Source organism: Eubacterium barkeri (assembly GCF_900107125.1).
Lineage (GTDB): Bacteria > Bacillota > Clostridia > Eubacteriales > Eubacteriaceae > Eubacterium_O > Eubacterium_O barkeri.
In genome coordinates this window covers 114781-137594 of record NZ_FNOU01000001.1, presented here as the reverse complement: position 1 = coordinate 137594, position 22814 = coordinate 114781, and the positions used below count along the sequence as shown (strand labels likewise).

At 44.3% G+C, this 22814-nt stretch carries 11 protein-coding genes; 1 reads left to right on the top strand and 10 read right to left on the bottom strand.

Annotation, left to right across the window (positions count from 1 at the left end):
- Window positions 1-42: 42 nt before the first annotated feature.
- Genes BLU30_RS00540 through BLU30_RS00520 form a run of 5 tightly spaced genes read right to left on the bottom strand, consistent with a single transcriptional unit; the run spans window position 43 to window position 6226 of the window.
- A complete protein-coding gene (locus BLU30_RS00540) occupies window positions 43-1446 on the bottom strand; it encodes an ATP-binding cassette domain-containing protein (protein WP_090242345.1) in 1404 nt (467 codons plus the stop codon).
- Window positions 1439-2152, bottom strand: a complete 714-nt coding sequence (locus BLU30_RS00535) for an energy-coupling factor transporter transmembrane component T (protein WP_242873461.1) — start codon at window positions 2150-2152, stop codon at window positions 1439-1441. Before BLU30_RS00535 ends, BLU30_RS00540 begins: the two co-directional genes overlap by 8 nt.
- A 5-nt stretch (window positions 2153-2157) precedes the next feature.
- Complete coding sequence (locus BLU30_RS00530) at window positions 2158-2751, bottom strand: MptD family putative ECF transporter S component (protein ID WP_090242342.1); 594 nt, start codon at window positions 2749-2751, stop codon at window positions 2158-2160.
- Window positions 2752-2763: 12 nt separating this feature from the next.
- A complete protein-coding gene (locus BLU30_RS00525; RefSeq protein ID WP_090242340.1) occupies window positions 2764-4485 on the bottom strand; it encodes an ABC transporter ATP-binding protein in 1722 nt (573 codons plus the stop codon).
- On the bottom strand, window positions 4469-6226 hold the full coding sequence (locus BLU30_RS00520; RefSeq protein ID WP_090242339.1) for an ABC transporter ATP-binding protein: 1758 nt from the start codon (window positions 6224-6226) through the stop codon (window positions 4469-4471). Before BLU30_RS00520 ends, BLU30_RS00525 begins: the two co-directional genes overlap by 17 nt.
- A gap of 181 nt (window positions 6227-6407) precedes the next feature.
- Here BLU30_RS00520 and BLU30_RS00515 point away from each other — a divergent pair, with 181 nt between their 5' ends.
- On the top strand, window positions 6408-7424 hold the full coding sequence (locus BLU30_RS00515; RefSeq protein ID WP_090242337.1) for a helix-turn-helix transcriptional regulator: 1017 nt from the start codon (window positions 6408-6410) through the stop codon (window positions 7422-7424).
- Between the two features lie 110 nt (window positions 7425-7534).
- Here BLU30_RS00515 and BLU30_RS00510 read toward each other — a convergent pair whose 3' ends face one another.
- From BLU30_RS00510 to BLU30_RS00490, 5 genes are read right to left on the bottom strand one after another with little or no spacing between them, the layout of a single operon-like run.
- The gene (locus BLU30_RS00510) at window positions 7535-8515 is read right to left on the bottom strand and encodes a sensor domain-containing diguanylate cyclase (protein WP_090242336.1); all 981 of its coding nucleotides are present in this window, start codon (window positions 8513-8515) and stop codon (window positions 7535-7537) included.
- A 51-nt stretch (window positions 8516-8566) separates the two neighbouring features.
- Window positions 8567-13210, bottom strand: a complete 4644-nt coding sequence (locus BLU30_RS00505; protein ID WP_090242334.1) for a PAS domain-containing protein — start codon at window positions 13208-13210, stop codon at window positions 8567-8569.
- Window positions 13211-13212: 2 nt separating this feature from the next.
- Window positions 13213-15996 carry an ATP-binding protein gene (locus BLU30_RS00500; protein ID WP_176770769.1) on the bottom strand — a complete coding sequence of 928 codons (2784 nt, stop codon included), beginning with the start codon at window positions 15994-15996 and terminating at the stop codon, window positions 13213-13215.
- Window position 15997: 1 nt separating this feature from the next.
- Window positions 15998-19228 (bottom strand): PAS domain-containing hybrid sensor histidine kinase/response regulator, encoded by a 3231-nt coding sequence (locus tag BLU30_RS00495; protein ID WP_090242330.1) that lies wholly within the window; start codon window positions 19226-19228, stop codon window positions 15998-16000.
- Complete coding sequence (locus BLU30_RS00490; protein WP_242873469.1) at window positions 19215-22814, bottom strand: PAS domain-containing protein; 3600 nt, start codon at window positions 22812-22814, stop codon at window positions 19215-19217. Before BLU30_RS00490 ends, BLU30_RS00495 begins: the two co-directional genes overlap by 14 nt.

The window sequence follows — 22814 nt, the reverse complement described above, 5'->3', positions numbered from 1 at the left end:
AAAACACTCCCAAGAAATGCCTGTTTCAGAAAAGAAGTAACCTTAAGGCGCCTCTTCCCGGACAAATTCATAAACCCTTCCCCCACATTTTTGGATGAATTCGTAGTCGTGGGTAATGACGAGGATGACCTTTCCCTGAGCCTGCATGTGGTGGAGATACTGAATGATCCGCATCATTTTTGCCTTGCACAGGCCGCTGGTGGGTTCATCCAGAATGATGACGGGCTTATCGGATACCTTGGCCAGTCCGATTAAGAGACGTTGCTTTTCTCCGCCGGATAATATCTGGGGGTGGGCATCCCGTTTATCGTATAAATCCAGCTCTGCCAGCACCTTTTTCTTGACTCCGTCATCAGAGCTGGCGATGGAGATCTCCTGCCAAACCGATTCTGTAAAGATTTGGTAGTTAACATCCTGCATGACCTGGCCCATAAAAGCGTAGCTCTTTTTTATTCTTTTCTTTTTATAATAGCTTTTCCCACACCGCCTCTTTAATCTGGATAGGGTCTTGATGAAGGTCGTTTTCCCCACGCCATTTTCTCCAATGATAAAGTTAATGCCGGCGGGAAAGGTGATGCACAGATCCAGAACCTCCCGCCGGCCATACTTGGCCTGGAAGTGTTGACAGACCAATGCTTCTTCCCCGTTAACATCGTTTTTCCCCCGGGTTAGGTGTATGCGCTGGTACCGGAGGTTTTTCAGATCCGCTTTGGAGATTTCTTTAAACGTCCGCAGCCCGTACCGCTCTGACACCCTATCCCACTGAGATGGTGTGGTGCCAACAGTATGGAGGACTGCCATTTTTTTATCCTGAAGGACCACCAGATGGTCCATGATTTCCCGCAGGTAGTATAATCGATGCTCTGCCACGATGACGATTTTCCCCATTTTTTTCAGCTTAAGGAGTATGTTTTTCAGCAATACGATGGAAGCCTGGTCCAATGAGGCTGAGGGTTCATCAAAAAGATAAATGGCATTATCCATGCAGGCGGCTGCCGTTATGGCCACCAGCTGCTTTTCTCCCCCCGAAAGGGTGAAGATATTTTTATCCAGTAAGTGGGCGGTGTGCAGCAAACGGGTATAATGGCCAATCCTTTTTAAGATTTCTTCCCTTGGTATATTCCTGTTTTCCAGGGCAAAGGCCAATTCGTCGGTGGTGTTGATACAGAAGAATTGTGTTTTGGGGTTTTGAAATACGGTGGATATGAATTGGCTGCGCTCTGAGATGCTCTTTTTTAGAATGGATTGGCCCTCAAATTCAATATCACCCTTCAGTTCGACACCATGGGATTCGGAAATGATTCCATTGATGGCCTTGAGCAAACTGCTTTTTCCACTGCCGGATCCACCGCAGACGACGGCGATTTCACCTTGTTTTACTGCTAAATCCGCTTTTTTAAAAAGCGTCTCGTCGTATTTTATTTCGAAATCTTTTATTTTAAGCATATTTCCCCCATAGATAAAACCCAATGAGCACCAGCATCAGCCCGAAGAATATGCCGTCAATGGCTTTTAATTTTGAATCTGAAATACTGCTTTTAGGGCTGCCCACGTCCATGCCGCGGGTGACGGCGGACAAAGCAACCTCGTCGGCGGTCCGGGTCAGACACATTAAAAGCGGCACGACCCGGTACTCGAACAGCCTCATGGGGTGGCCTATCAGCCGCCTGGTGGTCAGGCCATGCAGGTACATGGCCTCTTTGATTTGGCCGTAATCTTCTCTGACGGTATAGAAGAACCGAGCCATGACAGTGATGGGGATGATAATCTGGTCCGGCATCCTCATTTTTTTCAATGCACAAACCAGTTCGCTCATATCGGTTGAAACCAGGGTGTATTTACCCATCATCAAACCCGGAAGCATCCGTAAAAACAACATGGTGATGAACAGAAGTAAGGATGATAACAGCCCGGTGACATGGTATAAGAAGAATTCCTGTACCAGGGCAGCTGCCAAAATAAAGGCGCCTCCCTTGAATGCTTCTTTGTAATACCCCTGGGCGATTAACAGCAGGTAAGGTAAAAGCGATGCCGCCACGGCGACAACCAGATACTTCTGCTGCAAATTTCCCAGCAGCAGCGTATAGGCAATGACGATTGTCATGAAGAGCTTGGTCCTGAAATCCAGCTTTTGCCTGAATATTGCGCCCACGTGCGTCATACCCCTTTAATCATGCCGGCTTTGACAAAATGCTTTTTCAGAATGGCAATGCCGATGGTGCATCCAATATAGGTGCCAAGTATTCCCAGAAGGGTAATGGGCACCAGCGACCAATTGGGCAATACCCCCATCATTTTATCGGCGTATTCCTGACCATAACCCATTAACAGCATTTGTTCGATGTATTTTTCCCGCGCAAAGAAGATTGGAATCCAGTTTCCCAGGCCGGAAATGGCCATGGCACTAAAGGCCAGACGCGCGTATTTTATGCTGCTGTAATGCCCTTTTTTTAAGATGCATTCCCCAATAAGTCCCCCAACCGCAGCGGTGGCCAGCATCCAGGGGCCATGGCCTGTAACAACGAAGAGAATGGCGATGATAATCTGCTCGATTAGGAGCATCCCGGGCTTTCTGATTTTTGTGGCATAAAGCATGTCCACCGGTCCCGAAAGCAACCCGCAAGTAAAGGGGACGAGGGGCATCAGAACCGGGATGAACCCAATCATGCCACCCACAAATGTGAAAATAAAAATTAACACCGTAAACAAACCAACATTGATTAAATCTTTTACGTTAAGCTTTTGACGCATTCCAGACCTCCTTTAATACTCAAATGCTTCTGCCATCTTGGCTTTTTCCACTAAATTCCTGTAAATTTTTGATTTTTCCATCAATTGGCCATGCCCTCCGGCTGACTCAACGGTACCCTTATCGATAACGACAATCTGATCCACATTCTCAATGGATTTTAGCCGATGGGAGATAATGATGACGGTTTTACCCTTAATAAGAGTGTTGAGACTTTCCTGGATTTTCTTTTCATTATCCACATCCAATGAAGCGGCGATTTCATCTAAAATAATGACCGGAGCATTTTTAAGAAAGGCTCTGGCAATGGAGAGCCGCTGCCTTTCTCCACCGGACAAGGCAGCACCATTTTCTCCAATGACCGTTTGGTAGCCACTGGGCAGCGCTTTTATAAAGGACTCACAATTGGCCAGTCGGGCCGCATTTTCAACTTCCCCATCGGTGGCTTGTGGGTTACCAATGCGTATGTTTTCCATGATGGATGTATTAAAGAGCATGACATCCTGGAATACGATGGATATTTTTTCAAAGAGGGCCTTGGTCGAAATTCTTTTGATAGCCTCTCCTCCGATTTTAATGCTTCCACCGTCGTAATCATAGAGCCTGGAAATCAGGCGCAGGATAGTGGTTTTTCCACATCCGGACATCCCCACAAGGGCGGTGACTTCATTTTGGTTCGCCGTAAAGCTGATGTCCTTTAAAACCGCGGTGTCATCATTGTAGGAGAAGGATACCTTTTGGAGGGTGATAGTACAGTCCGTAATTTCTGCATCAGCCCCCTTCTGAACCTCAGTCTCCCGTATTTCTTTAATGCGTTTGATCATGGCATCGATATAATACAGCTCTGTCACGTTTTGGGTGACCCCATCCACGGCTTCTTTAATTTTTATGGCTACCAGGATATACCCAATCAGGTACAGGATGCTGATTTCGCCATTCCACAGCAGCCCGGCCCCCACCAGCAGGACGATGGCAACGGCGATTTGTACGACCATTCCGGATAACAGAAGGGGGGCGGCCGCAGTAATCTCTGTTTTGAGATGGATTTTTTCACCCTCATCCATTTTTTTGTACAAGTCTTTCTTCGTTTTCTCCACCAGTCCAAAACTCTTAATTTCCTGCTGGAGCTCGATGGCCTCCTGAAAGCTGTCGGAGTTATCCCGAAGCTTGGCATAGTATTTGGTGTTTTCCTTTAATTGGATTTTTTTTGACCAGAGGATGAGTAAAAATCCCATGACAATGGGCAGTACCACAGCCATTCCCAGTTCCATATTCCCCTTGAGCAGTAAAAGTGCTGCCAGGGGAAAGAAAAGGAAGAAGCCAATTGCCTTGGCCATGGCATGACTCATGGCGTGTTCGATGGCCGAAACATCCGCCATGATGGTCTGGGACAAATCGGACAAATCATGTCTGGAAAAGTAGGAAAGGGGCAACCGACTCAGCGTTTCTGCAATGTCGATCCTCAGGTGGGCACTCTCTTCATAAGTGGCGTTGTATAGAGTGTTGTACTCCGTCCTCAGCAGGACATACATGAGTATGAGGATGACGAGCGAAAACCCAATGTAAAAGAGGTTGCTTTTGACATTTCCCAAAACCAGGGCATCAAACAAGAGCATCAGCAGGATGGCCGGCAACATGTTGACAACATACACCCCAAAAGCCGCCAGACTCGCCTTGACTAAGCCCCTTGCGCCTTGATCCGTTAACGCAAAATAACGCTTAAACACATTCTTCATCACGCACCCTCCAATCATTGGCTTTTGTGTAGAGCTCCTGGAAATAGCTATATTTGCCCTTTGATGCCATCAATTCAGCATCCTTTCCCCGCTCGATAATTTTACCCTTTTCCATGACGAGTATTTCATCCACCGCCCGGATACTGCTCAATCGATGGGCGATCATGATGACGGTTTTTCCCTTCATCAGATTTTTAAATGCTTTTTGCAGCTCATGCTCGTTTTCCGGATCGACCGCTGCGCTGGCCTCATCCATGATGATGATGTGTGCATCTTTCAAAATCGCCCGTGCAATGGCGATCCGCTGCTTTTCTCCTCCGGATAAAAACACGCCCTTAGAACCGATTTCGGTTTTCTCCTTCAATGGAAATTTTTCTACCAGTGCCTCACAGCCAGCAAGGCGAAGCGCCTCCTTTACCTGTGCGTCTGTCGCCCCTGGATTGGCAATGCGGACATTTTCCATGATGCTGGTCTTAAATAATTTACTGTCCTGAAACACGAAAGCGATACTTTTAGTAATGGCCCTTTCACTGTAACACGTCAGCGCCTTCCCCCCAATTCTGATTTCACCGCCATTTACCCCGTAAAACCCTGAGATCAGTTTTGCGATGGTGGATTTACCGCTTCCGGAAGCGCCGACCAGGGCGTAGGTTTTATTGGATTCCAGCTTGAAGCTCAAATCCTCCAAAATCATTTCATCCTGATAACCAAAACAGACATGCTCAAATTCGATATCGTAATTTTCAAAGTCCTCCAGCTGTCCGAATTTTAATTTATCCTGCCGCATCTCCCCAAAAATTCCCTCGAGTTTTTCCACTGCGGCCGTCCCCATATATGCATACATGGAAACGTACATGATTTTCATAAAGGCGGTAAACAGCACGCCACTCAAGAAAGAAATCATAATCAGTTGCACCGCCAGGGCTTTAGGGTCTGCCTCCATATCCATCAGCAAAACCACAAAGGGTGTCAGGATGGCAATGGCCCCCATAAAGATAAGCTGGAAGCGCACATAAGGTTTACGGCAGCTCAACGAATAATCCAGAGCGTATTTGGAGTAATCCATAATGGCCTGGTGCAGGGCTTTAAAGGAATGGACGCTGGCACCAAAAATTTTAACGACCTGCATTCCCCGTACATATTCCACGGTTTCACTATTCATTTTTTCCAGGGCCTCCTGGTAGATGGCCATAAACCCCTTATCCCCAGACATCAGCATCACCTGCCCTGCCCCAATCACTGTCAGCAGGACCAGGGTCACACCCACCTTAATATCCACTAAAAACCCTAGGATGAGGACCAGTACCGGCGTCAGCACTGCACCGGCATTGTCCGGAATCAGGTGGGCGACAATGCTGTGAGTTTGGGCGGCATTATCATCAATGAGCTGTCGGACCCGCCCCGACGCGTTGACATCAAAAAACTTAAAGCTGGCTTCCACCAGCCCGTCGATCCCACGTTTCCTCAGATTCGTTTCCAACCGGAAGCCCAGGACATGGGTCAGTAATACCGCTATGATATAAATCAGTGACCCGGCGACCAACAGCCCAACGATCAGCACGGCATAGTGAAAAGCATCTCCTGCCTCATGGTTCATGACAAGTCCCTTTAAAAAGGCATATAAATAATAATAGGCTGCGACCGTTACAACCGTCGCAATGACGGTGAACATAATCGCCAGATAGGCCAACCATCGTTCCTTTGGCACATAGTAAAGTAATTTTTTGTACACTTTCAGCATGGATACCCTCCTTAGAATTATCACATTTAGACAATTATTAAAAAGAAAACAGAATACACACGTATCTTCTCATTGTGATTTACATTGCCCATTGTATCATCTCCAAAAATAGGATACAATGAGGCTAAAGTATTTGTGTCTAATCATATTATTGTCTAATCGAGATATTTGGAGGTTTTACATGCATTCATTTCAACATCTTTTGGAATCCATGGGATGGCAAGCGTGCCCGGACTGCCATAAATATTGTTCGGTCGGCCAAACGGTTTGTGTCCAAAATGAGGAAATCGAAGGTTTTTATTGGTATTATGAAACGGATCAGTTCATCGTCGATATCCATGATTTCTTTGTAAAAAAAGAACGGATGGCTGATTCTTTTCCGGATTTGAGCCATATTATGGCCTTTAGCTCTTCTTATATCAAATCAGCCAATGGCGAGTGCTTTCATCCCTATCAAACCCTCACCGCCAACACCATGTTTGTTACCAGTATGGAAAAAAGTGATTACCGATTCCTGCTTCACAGTCATTTTCCCTATTTGAGCGTTGGCGTCAATTTTAAAGAAAAAATGCTTGAACGCTATCTGTCAGACCATTTGGATGCGCCGCGGATTACCGTGACCGATATTTTTTGGGACACCCGGGATCGGGTCACGCGCCCCATGGAAAAGCTGGCCAATGCCATTCTGAACTGCAGTATGGATTCCCCGGCTGCGGAGATTTTTTTGGAAGCCAAAGCCAAGGAATGGCTCAGCGTTACCCTGGATGCCTATTTTAACAAAGCCGGAGAACGAAGAATTTCCGAATCCGATGAAAAAGCCATCACAGATGTTGCTAATTATATTAATGATCATTACGCCCTGGAAATCTCCCAGGGACTTTTGGAAAAAATCGCCATGATGAGCGGAACGAAATTAAAAAATGTGTTCAAACAGAAATATCAGATGAGCATTACCGAATATGTCCAGCGGCGGCGAATGAATATCGCAGAAACCCTGCTTTCTACTACGGATTTGGAAGTTCGGGATATTGCCAGATCCGTGGGGTACACTTCCCACAGCCGGTTTACAACCCTCTTTAAAAAATACAAGGGCATCTACCCCCGGGACGTGAAAAAACTGGGGCATCACAGTCCCGATTCCCTCTGCGACTGCCCGAATCCTCCGGGTATGCATCGTGCTTTCCCGAAGGAGCTTTAACCCGGAAAATAAAGAACGGCCAACAGATTTATTTCTGTCAGCCGTTCTTCATTTTCTAATTGCTGCTGTATGGTACAGAGGCTAAAAGGATCAGGGAACTGCTTTTTGCATTATTGTGCAATCACTAAATTTTTTCCGATATTTTTTGCTTCGTACAGGTTTTTATCTGCTTCATGAATAAAATCAGTCGCATTTTCTCCCATGTACTGCTTAATCCCACAACTGATTGTTACGTTGATTCCATTTGCAAAAAGCGTATTCTCAATGGTTTTTCTGATTCGCTCAGCAATATGGGACGCGTTCTCAAGATCAGTATTCATAAAGACAATCATAAACTCCTCACCGCCATATCGCCCTGCCATATCGCTGTCTCGAATACTCTTTTTAATAATTGCCGCAATCTCTATCAGCACCTGGTCGCCATAAACGTGGCCGTGCAGATCATTAACTTGTTTGAAATCATCAATATCAAAAATAGCAATGGACAAGGGGCGCTTTGTCTTCTGCACATCGGTTATCCCGGCGTTCAAATAGTCGATCAGTGTTCTGTGATTGCTGATTTTCGTCAGTCCGTCAATGGATGACATCTCGGCAAGAATTTTATTTTTGTACTCCAGCTCTGCCTGAATTCTTTTCTTTTCAGAAATATCAAAAACAATCCCCGCTAAAAACAGCGGCTTGCCATCTTCATCATATTGGGTAATTTTACCCCGATCATAGTACCATTTATATTTTCCATCTTTTGTCTTTATCCTGTACTCCACCTCATAGACATTTACTCTCCCGTACAAATGATCGTACATCACATCCATAACGCGTTGGTAATCCTCCGGATGAAGCTTATCCGTAAAAAACTGATAAGTCACATTTGGGGGGATTTCGCTTTTGTCGTAGCCCAATGTGGTGATCTTAAGCGGATTAAAGGTCACAGAATTTATTTTCACATTCCAGTACCAATGCCCAAGATTGCCTGTCCACGCATATTCCAGCGTGGTATCCTGCTCTCTTTCTGAGAGCAACTCCTGATTCAGCAGTTCAAGTTCACGAATACGTGCGAGCAGTTGCTCTTTTGATAAATCAGTATAATCCATTCCTTTATTCTCCTAATCTTTCCAATCACTTAAATTCCAATGGGCTCATTTTTACACACGACCATTTTCTCCAATTGTTTCTACGAAAAATTGATTTAATATCTCGAATAGTGTTTTGGGTTCAATCGGTTTAGCAATGTGGGCGTTCATACCCGTGTGCAGACTTTTTTGCACATCCTCCGTAAACGCATTTGCTGATAATGCAATAATCGGAATTGTTTTAGCTTGTGGATGATCACTTCCACGAATGGCGGTGGCTGCTTCATAACCGTTCATTTGCGGCATCTGAATATCCATTAAAATCAGGTCGAAGGTACCTGCCTCACTTTTCACAAATGCTTCATAACCAACCTGCCCGTTATCTGCCATTGTCACCTTTGCATGGGCCTTTTCAAGAATTCTCTGCACCACCTTTTGATTGACCGGATGATCTTCACAGAGTAAAATATGTTTCTTTGTTAAATCGCCTACATCGCCTTTATTCGAATGCACGACCTCCTTGATATTCTCATGTGCCCTCACAATGTGCAGGGGCAACTCAATAATGAAAGTTGTGCCTAAGCCTTCTTCGCTTTTTACTGAAATAGTACCGCCTTTGAGATCAATAATCGCTTTTGCAATGGGGAGCCCCAACCCTGTGCCTTCAATTTTGGCCGTCAAATCCGTTTCGCCTCGGTAAAACGGCTCAAACAGGTGTGCCTGTTTTTCTGTACTGATTCCGATACCTGTATCCGATATTTCAAACCGATAAACGCCAATTCCCGGTTTTCCAGATGGATGCTCCGTCACACAATAGGAAATGGTACCTCCAGCGGGGGTGTATTTAATGGCATTAGACAGGATGTTATCAATTGCGCTGTGAATACGAGCGATATCGCCCATACAGGCGTCGTGGGTGATATTGATGTCAAGCTCAAATTTCTGCTGCCTTTGTTCGGTTAACGTTTTATAACTTACGGCAGTTTCATTAATCTGCTCTGTCATCAGAAAAGGCTCGTTTACAAGTACCATTTTTCCGCTTTCAATGCGACTCATATCCAAAATACTGTTAATAAGGGACAGAAGTAGTTGGGACGACGATTGAATGGTTTCCAAACTTTCGTGCACTTGTTCTTGATCGTGCTCATCCTCCAAAGCCAGCTCGCACATTCCCACAATTGCATTCATTGGCGTACGGATGTCATGGCTCATAGCAGAAAGGAAATCAGATTTTGCACTGTTTGCCTGCTTGGCAACTGCAAGAGCCTCTCTTAATTTTCGGTTTTTCTCCGATTCCTCTTTCAGAATAGCGGTCACATTGATGCGCGTCAAAATATAGATATTGTTTTCCATATCATATGGCACAAAGCGACTTTTTACGGTACCGACTGTACCGTCCTTTTGCACGGTTTTGGTCAGAAATTCATAAGAGCCGTTTTGAGCGACAGAGCTTATGACACGCTGCGGGTTTGTATGAAGCAAAAACGTCTCTCGTTCCTCAGAGATCACCACGTCCTTCGCATAAGCCTGCCTGATTTTTTCATAATCCAGCAAACCCTCATGGTCAGTCGAACGACCTTCACCAAAATACAGAATTTTACCACAGTTAAAATTCACACTTGAAATGCTCTCATAATCATAGGTTGTAGAAGAGTGCAAAACCTCCTCGGCCATTTTTTGCTGGTGAATATCATAGCAATATTCAAATAGAATAACATTTCCAGTATTTGGCTCACGAACCAAATGGAGAATATCCCTAACCCATATGATTTGTCCGGAAGGCATTTTTCTGCGATATTCTATTGCAAAATCAATATTCCCTTGCTGCAACTGCGCGTTTAAATAATCCACCTCGTTTAGCTGTATAAATTGCTCTCGGTCTGCTTGATTGACAATCGACTGCGCAACCACCGCGATAGATTCTGACATTGTTGAATATTTCGATACTGTTCCTTTAAGTACCTCGGAGTATTCATACTCTAATGTTTCACCGGTATTTAAATTAAATGCTGCATGAATCAGAAGGTCTTTTTCGCCAAGTGACGCTTTCTGTTTTTCAATTTCATATTTTGCCTGCAACGCTTTTTGCTCATCAACCACGCAGGCAGTGCAAACAACAATACAATTTTTTTCATCCTCATCCGGTAGATTCGTAAAACGGAACTCCGCCCAATGGATACTGCCATCTTTAAATAAAACCTGTGCTTCAAAAACAACATGTGCATGTCTTTCTTGTGCCTGGGTGACTGCATCACAATAAGCCGTTTCATAATCAGGCAAAATAAATCCCATATCAATCCAGGATTGAGGATAGTTTTCAAGAAGGACTGGCAAATCGAAATCTCTTGTACATTTGGGGTTGAAATAGGCTTGACTACTGGACGGATCATAGGACCAATACCACAGGTCTGCATGCTCTGTTGCAGCATCCAATGCACGTTCACTGGCACGGAGTTTTTGGGCGGTCAATCGCTCCTGTGTAATATCTGTATAGTGGACATATATAAAGCTTGATCCATCCGGCTGACAAATCGTATTCCCTTGAATATAGATCCATTGATACACCTTTGTCTTGGCATTGAACAAACGGCAAGTGTACTCGGTTTTACCGACCTTTTTAACAGCTTCTTCGACAATTTGCCGTGCCCTGGTGATATCCTCCGGATGCACCATTTCAAAATTCATGCCATCAATACTATCCAAGTGTGACTTTACATCAATGCCAAGCATTTCGGAAAACTGTTCGCTTACCACAACGGGAATCAACTTTACCCCATTCCAACGGTATAAGCAGATTCCACCAGGCACATTATGAATCATATCCCGCAGTTGCTGCTCTTGCTGCATTTGCATTGTAACATCGCTGTAAGTGGCGTATGTTGTTGCCGTCCCATCCGTAAGACGCACCGCATTGATATCCAACTGCACCCACTTTGCTTTGCCATTTGAGAGGATGAAGCGAAGGGTCCCAGCGGTATGGTTTTTTCCGTCCAAAAGCTCCTGGGTCATCCGACAGATCGTTTCTAAGTCATCCGGATGAACGCCTACTGTTAAATCCGACTTGTAACGTAATCTCAGATTTTCCTCGGTATCCTCGAAAAGTCTGCAAAATCCTTCGTTCATATACTGTATTTCATAAGTTCCGTCGTCAACACTTGCCTTTGAAACAATCACGCCGCAGAATATATTTTGCACCAGATCGTTTAGTTGCTCCTGTACTTTCTTTTCGGTCGTAATATCCGTAAGATACTCTACGCGGGCTTCTCTTCCTGCCCACTGGATCAACTTTCCTCGAGCCATCAAATATTTATCGATATGAGGAAGATAAGATACGTTTTTCTTGTCGACACCTTTTGCAAGCTCGGAGCGTTTGCAGAAAGAACAGGGTTCCCCATAACCCAGCAGATGCTCATAACACAATTTCCCTGTGTATCCGGTGTCTTTGATCTCCAGCATCTTGCAAACCGCCGGATTGATATACAGCAGTTCATGCGTCGTGTTGTCACTAACTATAATACCGGTACTCGAGTTTTCCGTCAGGCTGTTGATCAGCTCTCTTTGCTGGGGCATTTCCGTAAACACGGCATGAATAATGGGGTGGCCATTTTCCGTGCCGGTTCGGCGAAAGCTGCCGGTAATCCAGATATACTCTCCCTCCATATGCGGAATACGATAATCAAGAGAAATAACCTCGTCTGTGTTCGCTGCTTTATGAAGCGCAGCAAACACGCTTTCTACATCCTCCGGGCAAATAGAATTTTTGACATTATCCTGTACCAGAGCCTCATATTCTGTGGGTGTACGCCCCGAAAGCGCACCTACACCCTTAGAATGGTACAGCACGCGCAAGTCTTCACCTACCATTTGATAAAGTGCCACACCGCCGGGCATAGCATTCATTAAATTATCCAGCTGAGCCTGTTTTTCATGCTCCGGTGTAATATCATAGCATGCCGAAACAATAACATCCTGACCGCCTTCATCGACGGTTTTCTGTCCCACGTCATGTACCCAGATATAACTTCCGTCTTTCTTTTTCATGCGATAGTCTACCGTATAACGATCGCCTTGTGACAGCTGTTTTTTCGCGGACTTGCTGACTGCAGCACGCTCATCAGGATGAATCGCGTTAATGATCATGCCATTTATCGCTGTAACAAACTCACTTTCATCAGCATAGTCCAGATAGTCCAGCATTCGTTGATTGATAAAATAAAAGGGAAAGTCCTTTTTCAGATATACGCCCATCAATCCGCCCGGCATGGTTGACATCACAAGCTCACGTTTTGTTTGTGCAATGGCCTCATTATGTTTTGCAATCGGGTAGTACTCATCCTCTTGCTGCATAGAATCAGCTACTGAAAAATGGATGGTACACAGCTTTTCCTGGCCATCTTCCATTCTGGATGCAGCAGTGGCACGAACAAAAAGCTGAACACCTTCATTTTCCAGTACCATCCGTAGAAAGGCCACACCGGTAGATTCTGATGTCGGCGTATAGTTCTCCTGCACAATTGACATTTTGTAGGGCGTGGGCAGTGCTTTAATTTCACTGAGTAGATAGCATTTTGCTTCCTCAATTGAATGCACGTCATCATAATCAGAAGTGCCAAACCACTGAATGTCCGGCGTTAAAAGTAAAAGCGCCTGTTGACAGTTTCTTTCTACAAAGTCCAAGCTGCAAAATTTTTTAAATAGAGACAGGGTGTTTCCCATCCTTACACCTCCTGGCAACTGATTTGATCCGCCAAGGTCTGATACATCCGCTTTGGATCAATGGGCTTTCCAAGATGAGCATTCATGCCAGCATCCAGACTCTTTTTAACATCCTCGTCAAAGGCATTTGCGGTCATTGCAATAATGGGAATTCTTTTCGCATCCGATCGCTCAAGCTCTCGAATCGCTTTTGTTGCCGAAATACCATCCATTACTGGCATACGAATATCCATTAAAATGGCGTCGTAATATCCACTCTCCGATTTGGCAAAAAGTTCTATGGCAGCCTGTCCATTTTCCGCACGCTCCACAATCATGCCTTTCTTTTCCAACAGTTTGGTAGCAATCTGAGCGTTGAGCGGATGATCCTCACATAGAAGAATCCGTTTTCCGGCTAAGTCCGCCACGCAAGCCGATGATTTTATCTCGGTGACTTCCTGTTCCTGGGCAATATCAAAGGTAAGCTCTACCGTAAATTCACTGCCAACATCCTTTTTACTCTGAACGGTAATGTTCCCCCCCATCATGTCCACCAGTTTTTTCACAATGGCAAGCCCCAGTCCACTTCCTACATAATTGGTCGTTACCGCATTATTTTCCTGTTCAAAAGGTTCAAAAATTCTGGGCAAGAATTCATCGCTGATTCCAATACCCGTATCCTTGATCCGAAGTGTCGTTTGAATCTGGGTGCTGCCGAGTGCGGTACACACGCCCTGAACCGTTACGGTTCCATTGGGCGGTGTAAATTTGATGGCATTTGAAACCAAATTGAAGAAAATTTGCTGTACGCGTACCTTATCAAGGCTCACCATGGGGAATGATTTGGGACTTGGGGAAACCATCAATTTTACATTCTTTTGATCCGCACTAATTTTCACAACACTGGCCATCTGCTCAAAAAATACGTGTAAATCCGTTGGTTCGGGGTTCAGGATAATCCTATTGCTTTCAATTTTATTCATATCCAGGGTATCGTTGATGAGGCTGAGTAAATATTGGGCCGATTCATCAATTTTGGTCAAATTGTCCGCAACCTCCACAGGTAGGTTATCAAGTTCAAGGGTTAGCCCGGTCAGGCCAATGATTCCGTTCATCGGCGTTCGCATATCATGACTCATCCGGGATAGAAAATCGCTTTTTGCGGTATATGCCTGCTGAATCTTTATATTTTTCTTTTTGTTCGCCTGTCCGTAAACTGCAAGCATTCCAATGAGCATAAGCAGAAATAAAAAAACCACTGTAAACCCAATGGCCACTATGGGGTTATCATTAATAAACTGACTTAACCCACCGTAATCCTTTTGGGAAAGTGCCAGAGACAAATGACTGTGAATATCTTTTTCCGGCATGGCTTGTATGTATTTATTCACCATAGATATCAGCGCACAGTTTGATGTATTTAGAATATAAAAGCCAATTTTACGATTATAGCCCGACAAATTAAGAAACTGGAGATTTTTATGACTGTTTTGGGACGTGTAAAAATCAACAATATACATATTACCATAGCCATAATCTGCCTCACCTTTATTCACTGCCTCAAGACTTTGCTCGATGCTGTCGTAATACTTGATTTCCTTGTATTCATAGCCAAATGTCTGCGGTACATCTTTGAGCAGCGCCAAAACACATTCTGATTTGGGCTTATCCTCAGCATTTTTATTGGTGAACATGGTCAGCGTCGTTTCCAGATATGGTTGGGAGGAAACCAAGGGGTTGTTTTCTGAGAATTGATCGCTATGGGGCGGACCAATAACCATATCGTATTTTCCTGAAGCGATTTCCTTCGTCGAGTCCTCTGTTTTATCCAAAACGTGATAATTAAAATGGATCCCCGATTTTTCCCCAATATCATTTAAAATGGTGACAGACATTCCGCACAACTGCCCCGCCTTGTTTACAAAAGCAAAGGGTGCATATCCCGGAATCAATAGGACCTCCTGTTCCGGGTGTTCCTCCACATAAGCAGCTTCTTTCTCAGAAAGCGAAAAATCTGCCATGGTATTGATAAAGTATTTTGTGCGTAATCTGCTTTCAAAATACGGATCGGTCATATGAATTCTATTAATTGCCAGATCCAGTTCCTGCATCAGTTCCTTATTGCCCTTTGTCGTGACAAAGTAGAAGGGGCGCGGTGCAAATTCAGCAATTTGCTTGAGTCCCGGCAAGAAAGTGAGGGAAACCTTGAGCATCGCATCGGCTGTGCCTTTTTGGAGCGCATCCAATTGCTCAGAGACCGATTCACAGTAGATATATTCACATTCAATCTGCGTTACCTGTATGAAGGACTCAAGCTCTGCATTGCGGTTTTTGGCTTGTTTTAGAACCGCAACCCGCAGCGGTTTTTTCTGCATATAATTTGTTTCAGTCACATCAAAGTTGCTATCCAGCACGTCCAGAGTCGTAAAGACCATGCCGTAGTTATTATCCGGGTACAGATATTTTTCTTCCAATGCAGGATCGCGCAGCATGGCACCGATCAAATCAGCCTTGCCTTTTTCAACATCAGACAAGCTGGTCATAATTTGCTCATCCAAACTCATATCGGGATAAGTCACATATTCCAACTTCCAGTTGGCAAATTCTGCAATTTTTTTCAGATACTCATAGGAATACCCGGAGTAGTTGCCACTTTCATCGATTTCGGTCAGATGCTGTTGTTTTGGATAGGCGACTTTTACCACGCGCTGCTGCGTTTGCGGCTGACCCTCAGTCGCAAACGCAGCAGAAGAAAAGAAGCCTATCAATAACACAATCGTTAAAATGGCGGAAATAGTTCTCTTCATTTTATTCACCGATTTTTTCCGACCTTCCATAAATAAAATCAAACAAAGTCTGAAGGAGCTGTTTAGGCTCAATTGGTTTTGCAAGGTGTGCGTTCATGCCTGCCGCCTTGGATTTTTGGATATCATCGTCAAAGGCATTGGCCGTCATCGCAATAATGGGAATCGTTTTGCTGTCATCCTTCCGCCAGCGGCGGATGTTGTAGGTCGCCTGCAATCCGTCCATCTCCGGCATCCGGATATCCATTAAGATTGCATCATAATATCCAACAGGCGTTGTCGTGAACATTTCCATTGCGCGAAGGCCGTTTTCTGCATTTTCCACGATAAAGCCTTTCCGCTCCAACAGCCTTGTGGCAACCTCCACATTAAGGGGGTGATCCTCCGCCAACAGTACCCGCCTGCCGTCAAAACGGAAATTATCCTTAATTTCCGTTTCCTTTTCTTCCTGCCTTCCGCAAAATGCTTTTTCAAACGCAGAAATCAAAGTAGACTTAAACATGGGTTTGTTCATCAGGAGATTAACACCCGCCAGCTTTGCCTCGTGTTCAATGGAAGCCCAGTCATAGGCCGTCATAATGATAATAGTCACATCGGGACCCACGATTTTCCGAATTCTTCTTGCCGTTTCAATCCCGTCCATTTCAGGCATTTTCCAATCAATGAGCACAAGGTCAAAATACTCCTTCTTGTCCCACTTCGCCTCTACACGATCTACGGCCTTTTTACCACTGTCCACCCATTCAGATTTCACTCCGATTTCTTTTAAGGTAATCACCGCCTGTTCGCAAACGATCACGTCATCATCGACCACAAGGGCTTTCAGTTCAGCAAAATTATAACGGGGCTTTTTCAGATACCTGGTTCTGGATTCCTCGGTAATGCCAAGCTTCACATCCACGGTAAACTCTGAACCAACACCCACAATACTGCGTACATTGATGCTGCCGTCCATCATGGACACCAGATTTTTACAAATGGCAAGGCCAAGACCCGTGCCACCATACATCGTGGTCGTTCCCGAGTTTTCCTGGGAAAAGGGGTCAAACAGCTGGGGGATAAACCCTTCTGAAATACCGCAGCCGGTATCATTGATCACGAAACGAAGAACCGCATCATTTTTTCCTTTTTTCATTTGCCGTACACTAATCGACACCTTTCCTTGTTCAGGAGTAAATTTAATGGCATTGGAAAGTATGTTAATGATAACCTGCTGGAGCTTCATGGCGTCGCCGACATAATAATCTTCCACATTGGAGTCCACAATATTTTCATAGTCGATCCCCTTTGCCCCGGCTTGAGAATAGCAGATTGAGTTGATCCCACCCATAAATTCCTCAAAGGGGATTTTATCATTTTTAAGCAATACCTTCCCGCTTTCAATCCGGCTCATATCCAAAATATCGTTGATTAGAGAAAGCAAGAAGCGGGAGGAAATACCGATTTTGCTGATGCAATCAGCGACTTGCCTATCGTCACCAATGGATTGCGCCGCAATCGTCGACATGCCGATGATTGCATTCATAGGGGTGCGGATCTCATGGCTCATGCGTGAGAGAAAATCCGTTTTGGCACTGCTGGCCTGCTGCGCAGCAAGAAGTGCTGCCTGCATCATATCCTGCTGCTGCTTTTGCTGATTGAATAAATCCGTTACGTCGCTGCGAGTAATGACGACTTTTTTACTGTCCCGGTCCAAATAGGCATATTGTATTCTTTTTTGACGAACACTTCGATCTGAATGATAAACCCCACAAACGGTGGAAAAAACGCTCTTCTTTTCAAGATTTCTTTCAATTGTCTCGGGCATCATATCCTGGATAATGCGATCAGCATCCTCTGGTACTACAATTTCCTGATTCGTTTGTTTCACTGTGTTGACATAATCATCACTGGATTGTGCCGGCACCAGTCCGCTATCGACACTTCCAAAGTACATCTTATAGCAATTATTCTTTAAATCCACATAGGCAATATAATCATACTCAATTTCAGAAACAGCTTGGATGATCCCTTCCTTGATTTTTTCGTCATCAATATCATAGGTGTACATGAAGGACATAATATCTTTTGTTTCTGGGTTTTGAAAGGTTTTCACTGTGGTATTTACCCAAATCACCGAGCCATCTTGCACTTTGCGCTGATAGTCAAAGCTCACTGTTGTCTCACCATGTGAAAAAGCATTTATAAGGCGTTCACGGCTGAGCATCGAGCGAAGGTGATCCTGCTGCTCTTGTGTAAAACCGGTTGCTGCCAGTTCTTCGGCTGTTGCTTCATAGGAAGTATTATCCTTTGAAATTCCCACGTGAGCCTTTGCAATATAGGACTCTACAAGATTTCGCGTGACATTAATCCGTACCTTAGCCAGTAGTTTTTTACTTTGTGTGGCCTGGGCGTATGCCATTTCTTCATTGTATCTTTTCTCCGCCATCTTTTCGGCGGTCACATCTCTACCAACAGCATGGGCATAGATTGGCTTTCCGTGTATATCAAACACCGTGGTGTAATCAATATGTTCACACCACCAGTTATCCTCGTTCTCACGATGTGTCCAAAAATCTCCAGATGCCATTTTAGCACCACTTTCCAGCTTCTGATACATTTCTAAAAATGCTTCTGTGGAATCTTCACGAATATGATGGTCGGCAATCAGAGACTCGGGCACGTTCTCTACAATGCTTTTATACCCATGTACGGTTTGGGAACTGTTCGTCTGAATAATCGCTTTTCGATTAAAGTCATAGGTCCAAAAGACAATGTCAGAATTCTGTGTTGCAATTCTGAATTTTTCCTCACTCAGGCGCAAAGCCTCTTCCAGTTCCTTTTGTTTCGTGATATCCATGACTACGCCATTCATCAACGTTTGCCCATTGTCTATCTTAAAGATACCGCTGCACAGGATGTAACGGATATTTCCGTTGCCGGTAATTACCCGCATGACCCATTCAGCATATTTCTTGCCAGTCGAAAGTGTTTTACCGACAGTTGCCTTCACCATCGATAAATCATCGGGATGTACATATTCACAACAGTGATTGTGGATGCGCTCCCGCATACTTTCTTTGGTGTATTCATGAATTTTGTAGTAGTTTTCATTTCCGTAAAGTAAAGTAAAATACTCATCAACCACAACCGTAAATACACCCCCCAGCTTCGACGCGCGGTAAAGCTCCAATTCATAAAGCAGTGCTTGATTGTTCGCAGTGCTTTCACAATTTGTATGGTTATTGGTTGTCATATCGGTTCTCCTTTGTATCTGAAAAATCTTCTGAGACAGAGTGAATTGCCTGCACAATCAGTTCCATACTGATGGGTTTGGCAATATGCCCATTCATTCCGCTGTCTGTGGCATTTTTAATATCCTCTGCATAGGCATTGGCGGTCATAGCGATAATTGGGATGGTTTTTGCCTGGGGATGCGCGCTGCTACGAATAGCCTTAGCCGATTCATAGCCGTTCATTACGGGCATTTGAATATCCATAAAGATAAGGTTATACTGATTTATTTTGCTTTTTGTAAACTTTTCGTATGCTATTTCCCCGTTTTCTGCGGTATCTACCATCGCACCGTGCTTTTCGAGCATCCGTTTAGCAACCATGGTGTTCACTGGATGATCCTCCACAAGCAGAATGTTTAATTGGCTGAAATCAGCGCTTTCTGACACAAAGTCGGTGGCAACCTGATTTGAACAACTGGCTTTCGCTTCCTTTTGGGCGATCTCCATTGGGAAGGCGACGGTAAATACCGTGCCCTTCCCCACCTCGCTCTTTACCGTAATGGTTCCACCCTTTGTCTCTACAATACTTTTAACAATGGAGAGCCCAAGGCCGGTTCCCTGATACTTTGCTTCAGTATCCAGCTGTGTAAAGGGCTCGAAAATGGCATCAAGCTTGTCCTGGGGAATGCCGATTCCGCTATCGGAAATTTCAAAAATAAGCATCGCGATTTTTGGATTGGCGGTTTTCTGTTCCTCTGCACACAGTTTTACACTTCCACCGTTTGGTGTAAACTTGGAGGCGTTATTGAGCAGATTAAAAACCACACGTTTCAGGCGGATAATATCTCCCATAAAATATTGATGAGAAAATTTCTTTGATGACGAAAAACACTGCCGCTTTTGTTCAAACATCACCTTTGACATTTCAATCATATTTTGATATTCCAGGTTACCGTCAAAAGTCTCTCGCACCAAGGTTAGACTTCCACTTTCAATTCTGGACATATCGAGTAAATCATTGATCATACTTAAAAGCAACTTGCCAGAAGAATTAATCACCGAAAGACTCTCCAAGACTTTTGCCTTGTCATCTAACTCCTGCATTGCAAGCTCGGTTGTGCCAAGGATAGCATTCATCGGCGTGCGGATATCATGGCTCATTCTGGACAAAAAATCCGATTTCGCTTTGTTGGCACGTTCGGCAGAGACAAGTGCATGGGTAAGTGCCTCATTTTTTTGCTGCTCTATATCTAATAACTCCGTGATGTCAACTTGGGTAAAACCAATATGATGTATTTTCAGGTCAATGGGAAATACCTGGATTTTCTTTGTGCGTATGACATCATTTTCTCTCATTCTAAAGTTAAAGCTATATGTATTTTCTTCTTTCAGACGCTCTAACATATAGGGAATGGAAAGCTTTTTCAAACACATGCTGGTAGATTCTGCATCGGCAAACCGACTTGCATTTTCTCTATTTGCTTTACTGAAAACACCTTTACTGGGCGGAATATTAGTCAGGCCTTTTCTTTTGCTGAGCATGGTGTAGGTATCCGCTTTCACATCCACATCTACAATAAACTCATAATAATTATCGACAATGCTGTTGATTGCTTTTTTATAAATGGTTTCGGCAGTAATATCAGCCACTGCAAAAAATCCGGTCAATTCACCAGTATTCGGCTCTTTCATTACGTCAATTGTAATGGAGGCGTACCGGTGATTGCCGTTCTCCATTGATATCAGGCATTCCATCTTTTGCCCGGCTGCACCGTTTTTATGGGCCTCCATCAGTGGTGCGTTCAGAAATTTGCTGAGGAATTCACGCTGTTTTTCCTCCCCAACGACCAAAGCTGAAAACTGGGTAAAAAACGCCTCTCTATCATCGCCCATTTCTGCCACATAATCCTTGCCGCTTGAACTGACAATCTCCATAATGAAATTCTGGGTAATATTGCAATGCCCGGTAATGAGGAGCCTTTCATCAATGCCGTTATGGTAATACTCCACCGAATCCTTGTATTTTTTCTTTAGCAGAATATAGTCCGAAATATCAAAAGCTGTTCCAATGGCTCTCTCGGCCTTTCCGTTTTTATCAAATATAACAGAATAATTGATTTTGTGATACGAATAGGCGTTCAGATCAGCGCGGAACATACGCAGCTCACAGGACACTTCCCGCTCGCCGGCTTGCAATTTTTTATACATATCAAAAAGCAATTCGGTATCATCGGGGTGTACGGCCCCCAGTTCCACCAGGCATTCAGGGGCATTTTCTATGACATTCGCAACACCGTAATCGACGCCCGTTGTGGCTGTTCGTGTAATGGTTCTGTTTGCAAAATCGTAAACCCAAACCTCCATACCAGTCTGTGCTGCCGCCAAGGAAAACTGCTGCTCCAGCCGTTTATACTCATCGATGCTCTCAGCGGTGGCAACCGCCCAGAATGGCTTTTTATTCTCGTCAAAAAGAGTCGTAAATCGAACGCGCTTCCACACAAGTTCATCATTGACATCAATGGTTTTAATATCTGCTGTAGCATCTTCCTCGCCGGCATTAACTGCGTCGATCAGCCTTTGATAGTCAGCAACGCTGTCCGGATGAATTGTGCCGGAGTCATACACACTTTGGGGGTAATTCTCAAGAATCTCCTCCAGCTTATATTCAGAGGTAGATACAGAATTCAAATAAGCCCTATTGTTTCGAATGTCATACTCCCAATAGGCAACACCTGCATGATCAATAGCAGCGGAGAGTTTTTTCTGTGTGTTGCTTAGTTCTTCCTCTGCTTTTTTTTGCTCTGTGACATCAACAAAGGTACAATAAAAATACTGCTCTTTATTCTCATCCTCCATCAGTTCGGCATGAATTGAAATCCATTTTATGCTGCCATCTTTGCAGATCAGGCGATTTTCATTCACCACACTTGTCGTATACTTGAGCTGTTTTGTAATTTTCTCCACCATAACAGCGCCGTCTTCGGGATAAATGACACCTGACATCTTGTTGTCAAAAAGTTCTTTGAACTCTTGCCTTGTGTAGCCCAAAAAACGGAACAGTCCATCATTGGCAAAGATAACCGTCCAGTCGGCGTCAAAACGACACTTAAATACAGCACCGGGTATTCCGTTGTAAATCAGCTCCATTTCTTTGGTGGCTTTTTCATACTCCTGTTGAGTTGTAATTTCATCGGTTACGTCTGTATATACGGCATAATAATAGATGGTTCCGTCTTCTTCCGGAACAACACTACTCCTATTATTTACCCAACGATATTCATTCTTTGAATTTTTAATACGATATGTACTGTTGACCGGTTTCCTGCTTTCCATTGCAGCCGCTACTTCTAAAATAACCCGATCAAAATCATCAGGGTGTAAACCCGCCATCGCATCTGCTGAATATAATGCCATGAGATTTTCTTTTGTGTCTCCCATCATTTGGCTCCAGCCGTCACTCATATAGACGGGGATAATCTTATCATCACAAAGCTTCAATTTTACAACACCGCCGGGAATATTATCAACAATTGTCTGAAGCAGGTGCGTGCTTTTTTCTGCATCCTGGCGCAAATCCGTAATGGTATCATTCCACTGTTCTGTCAT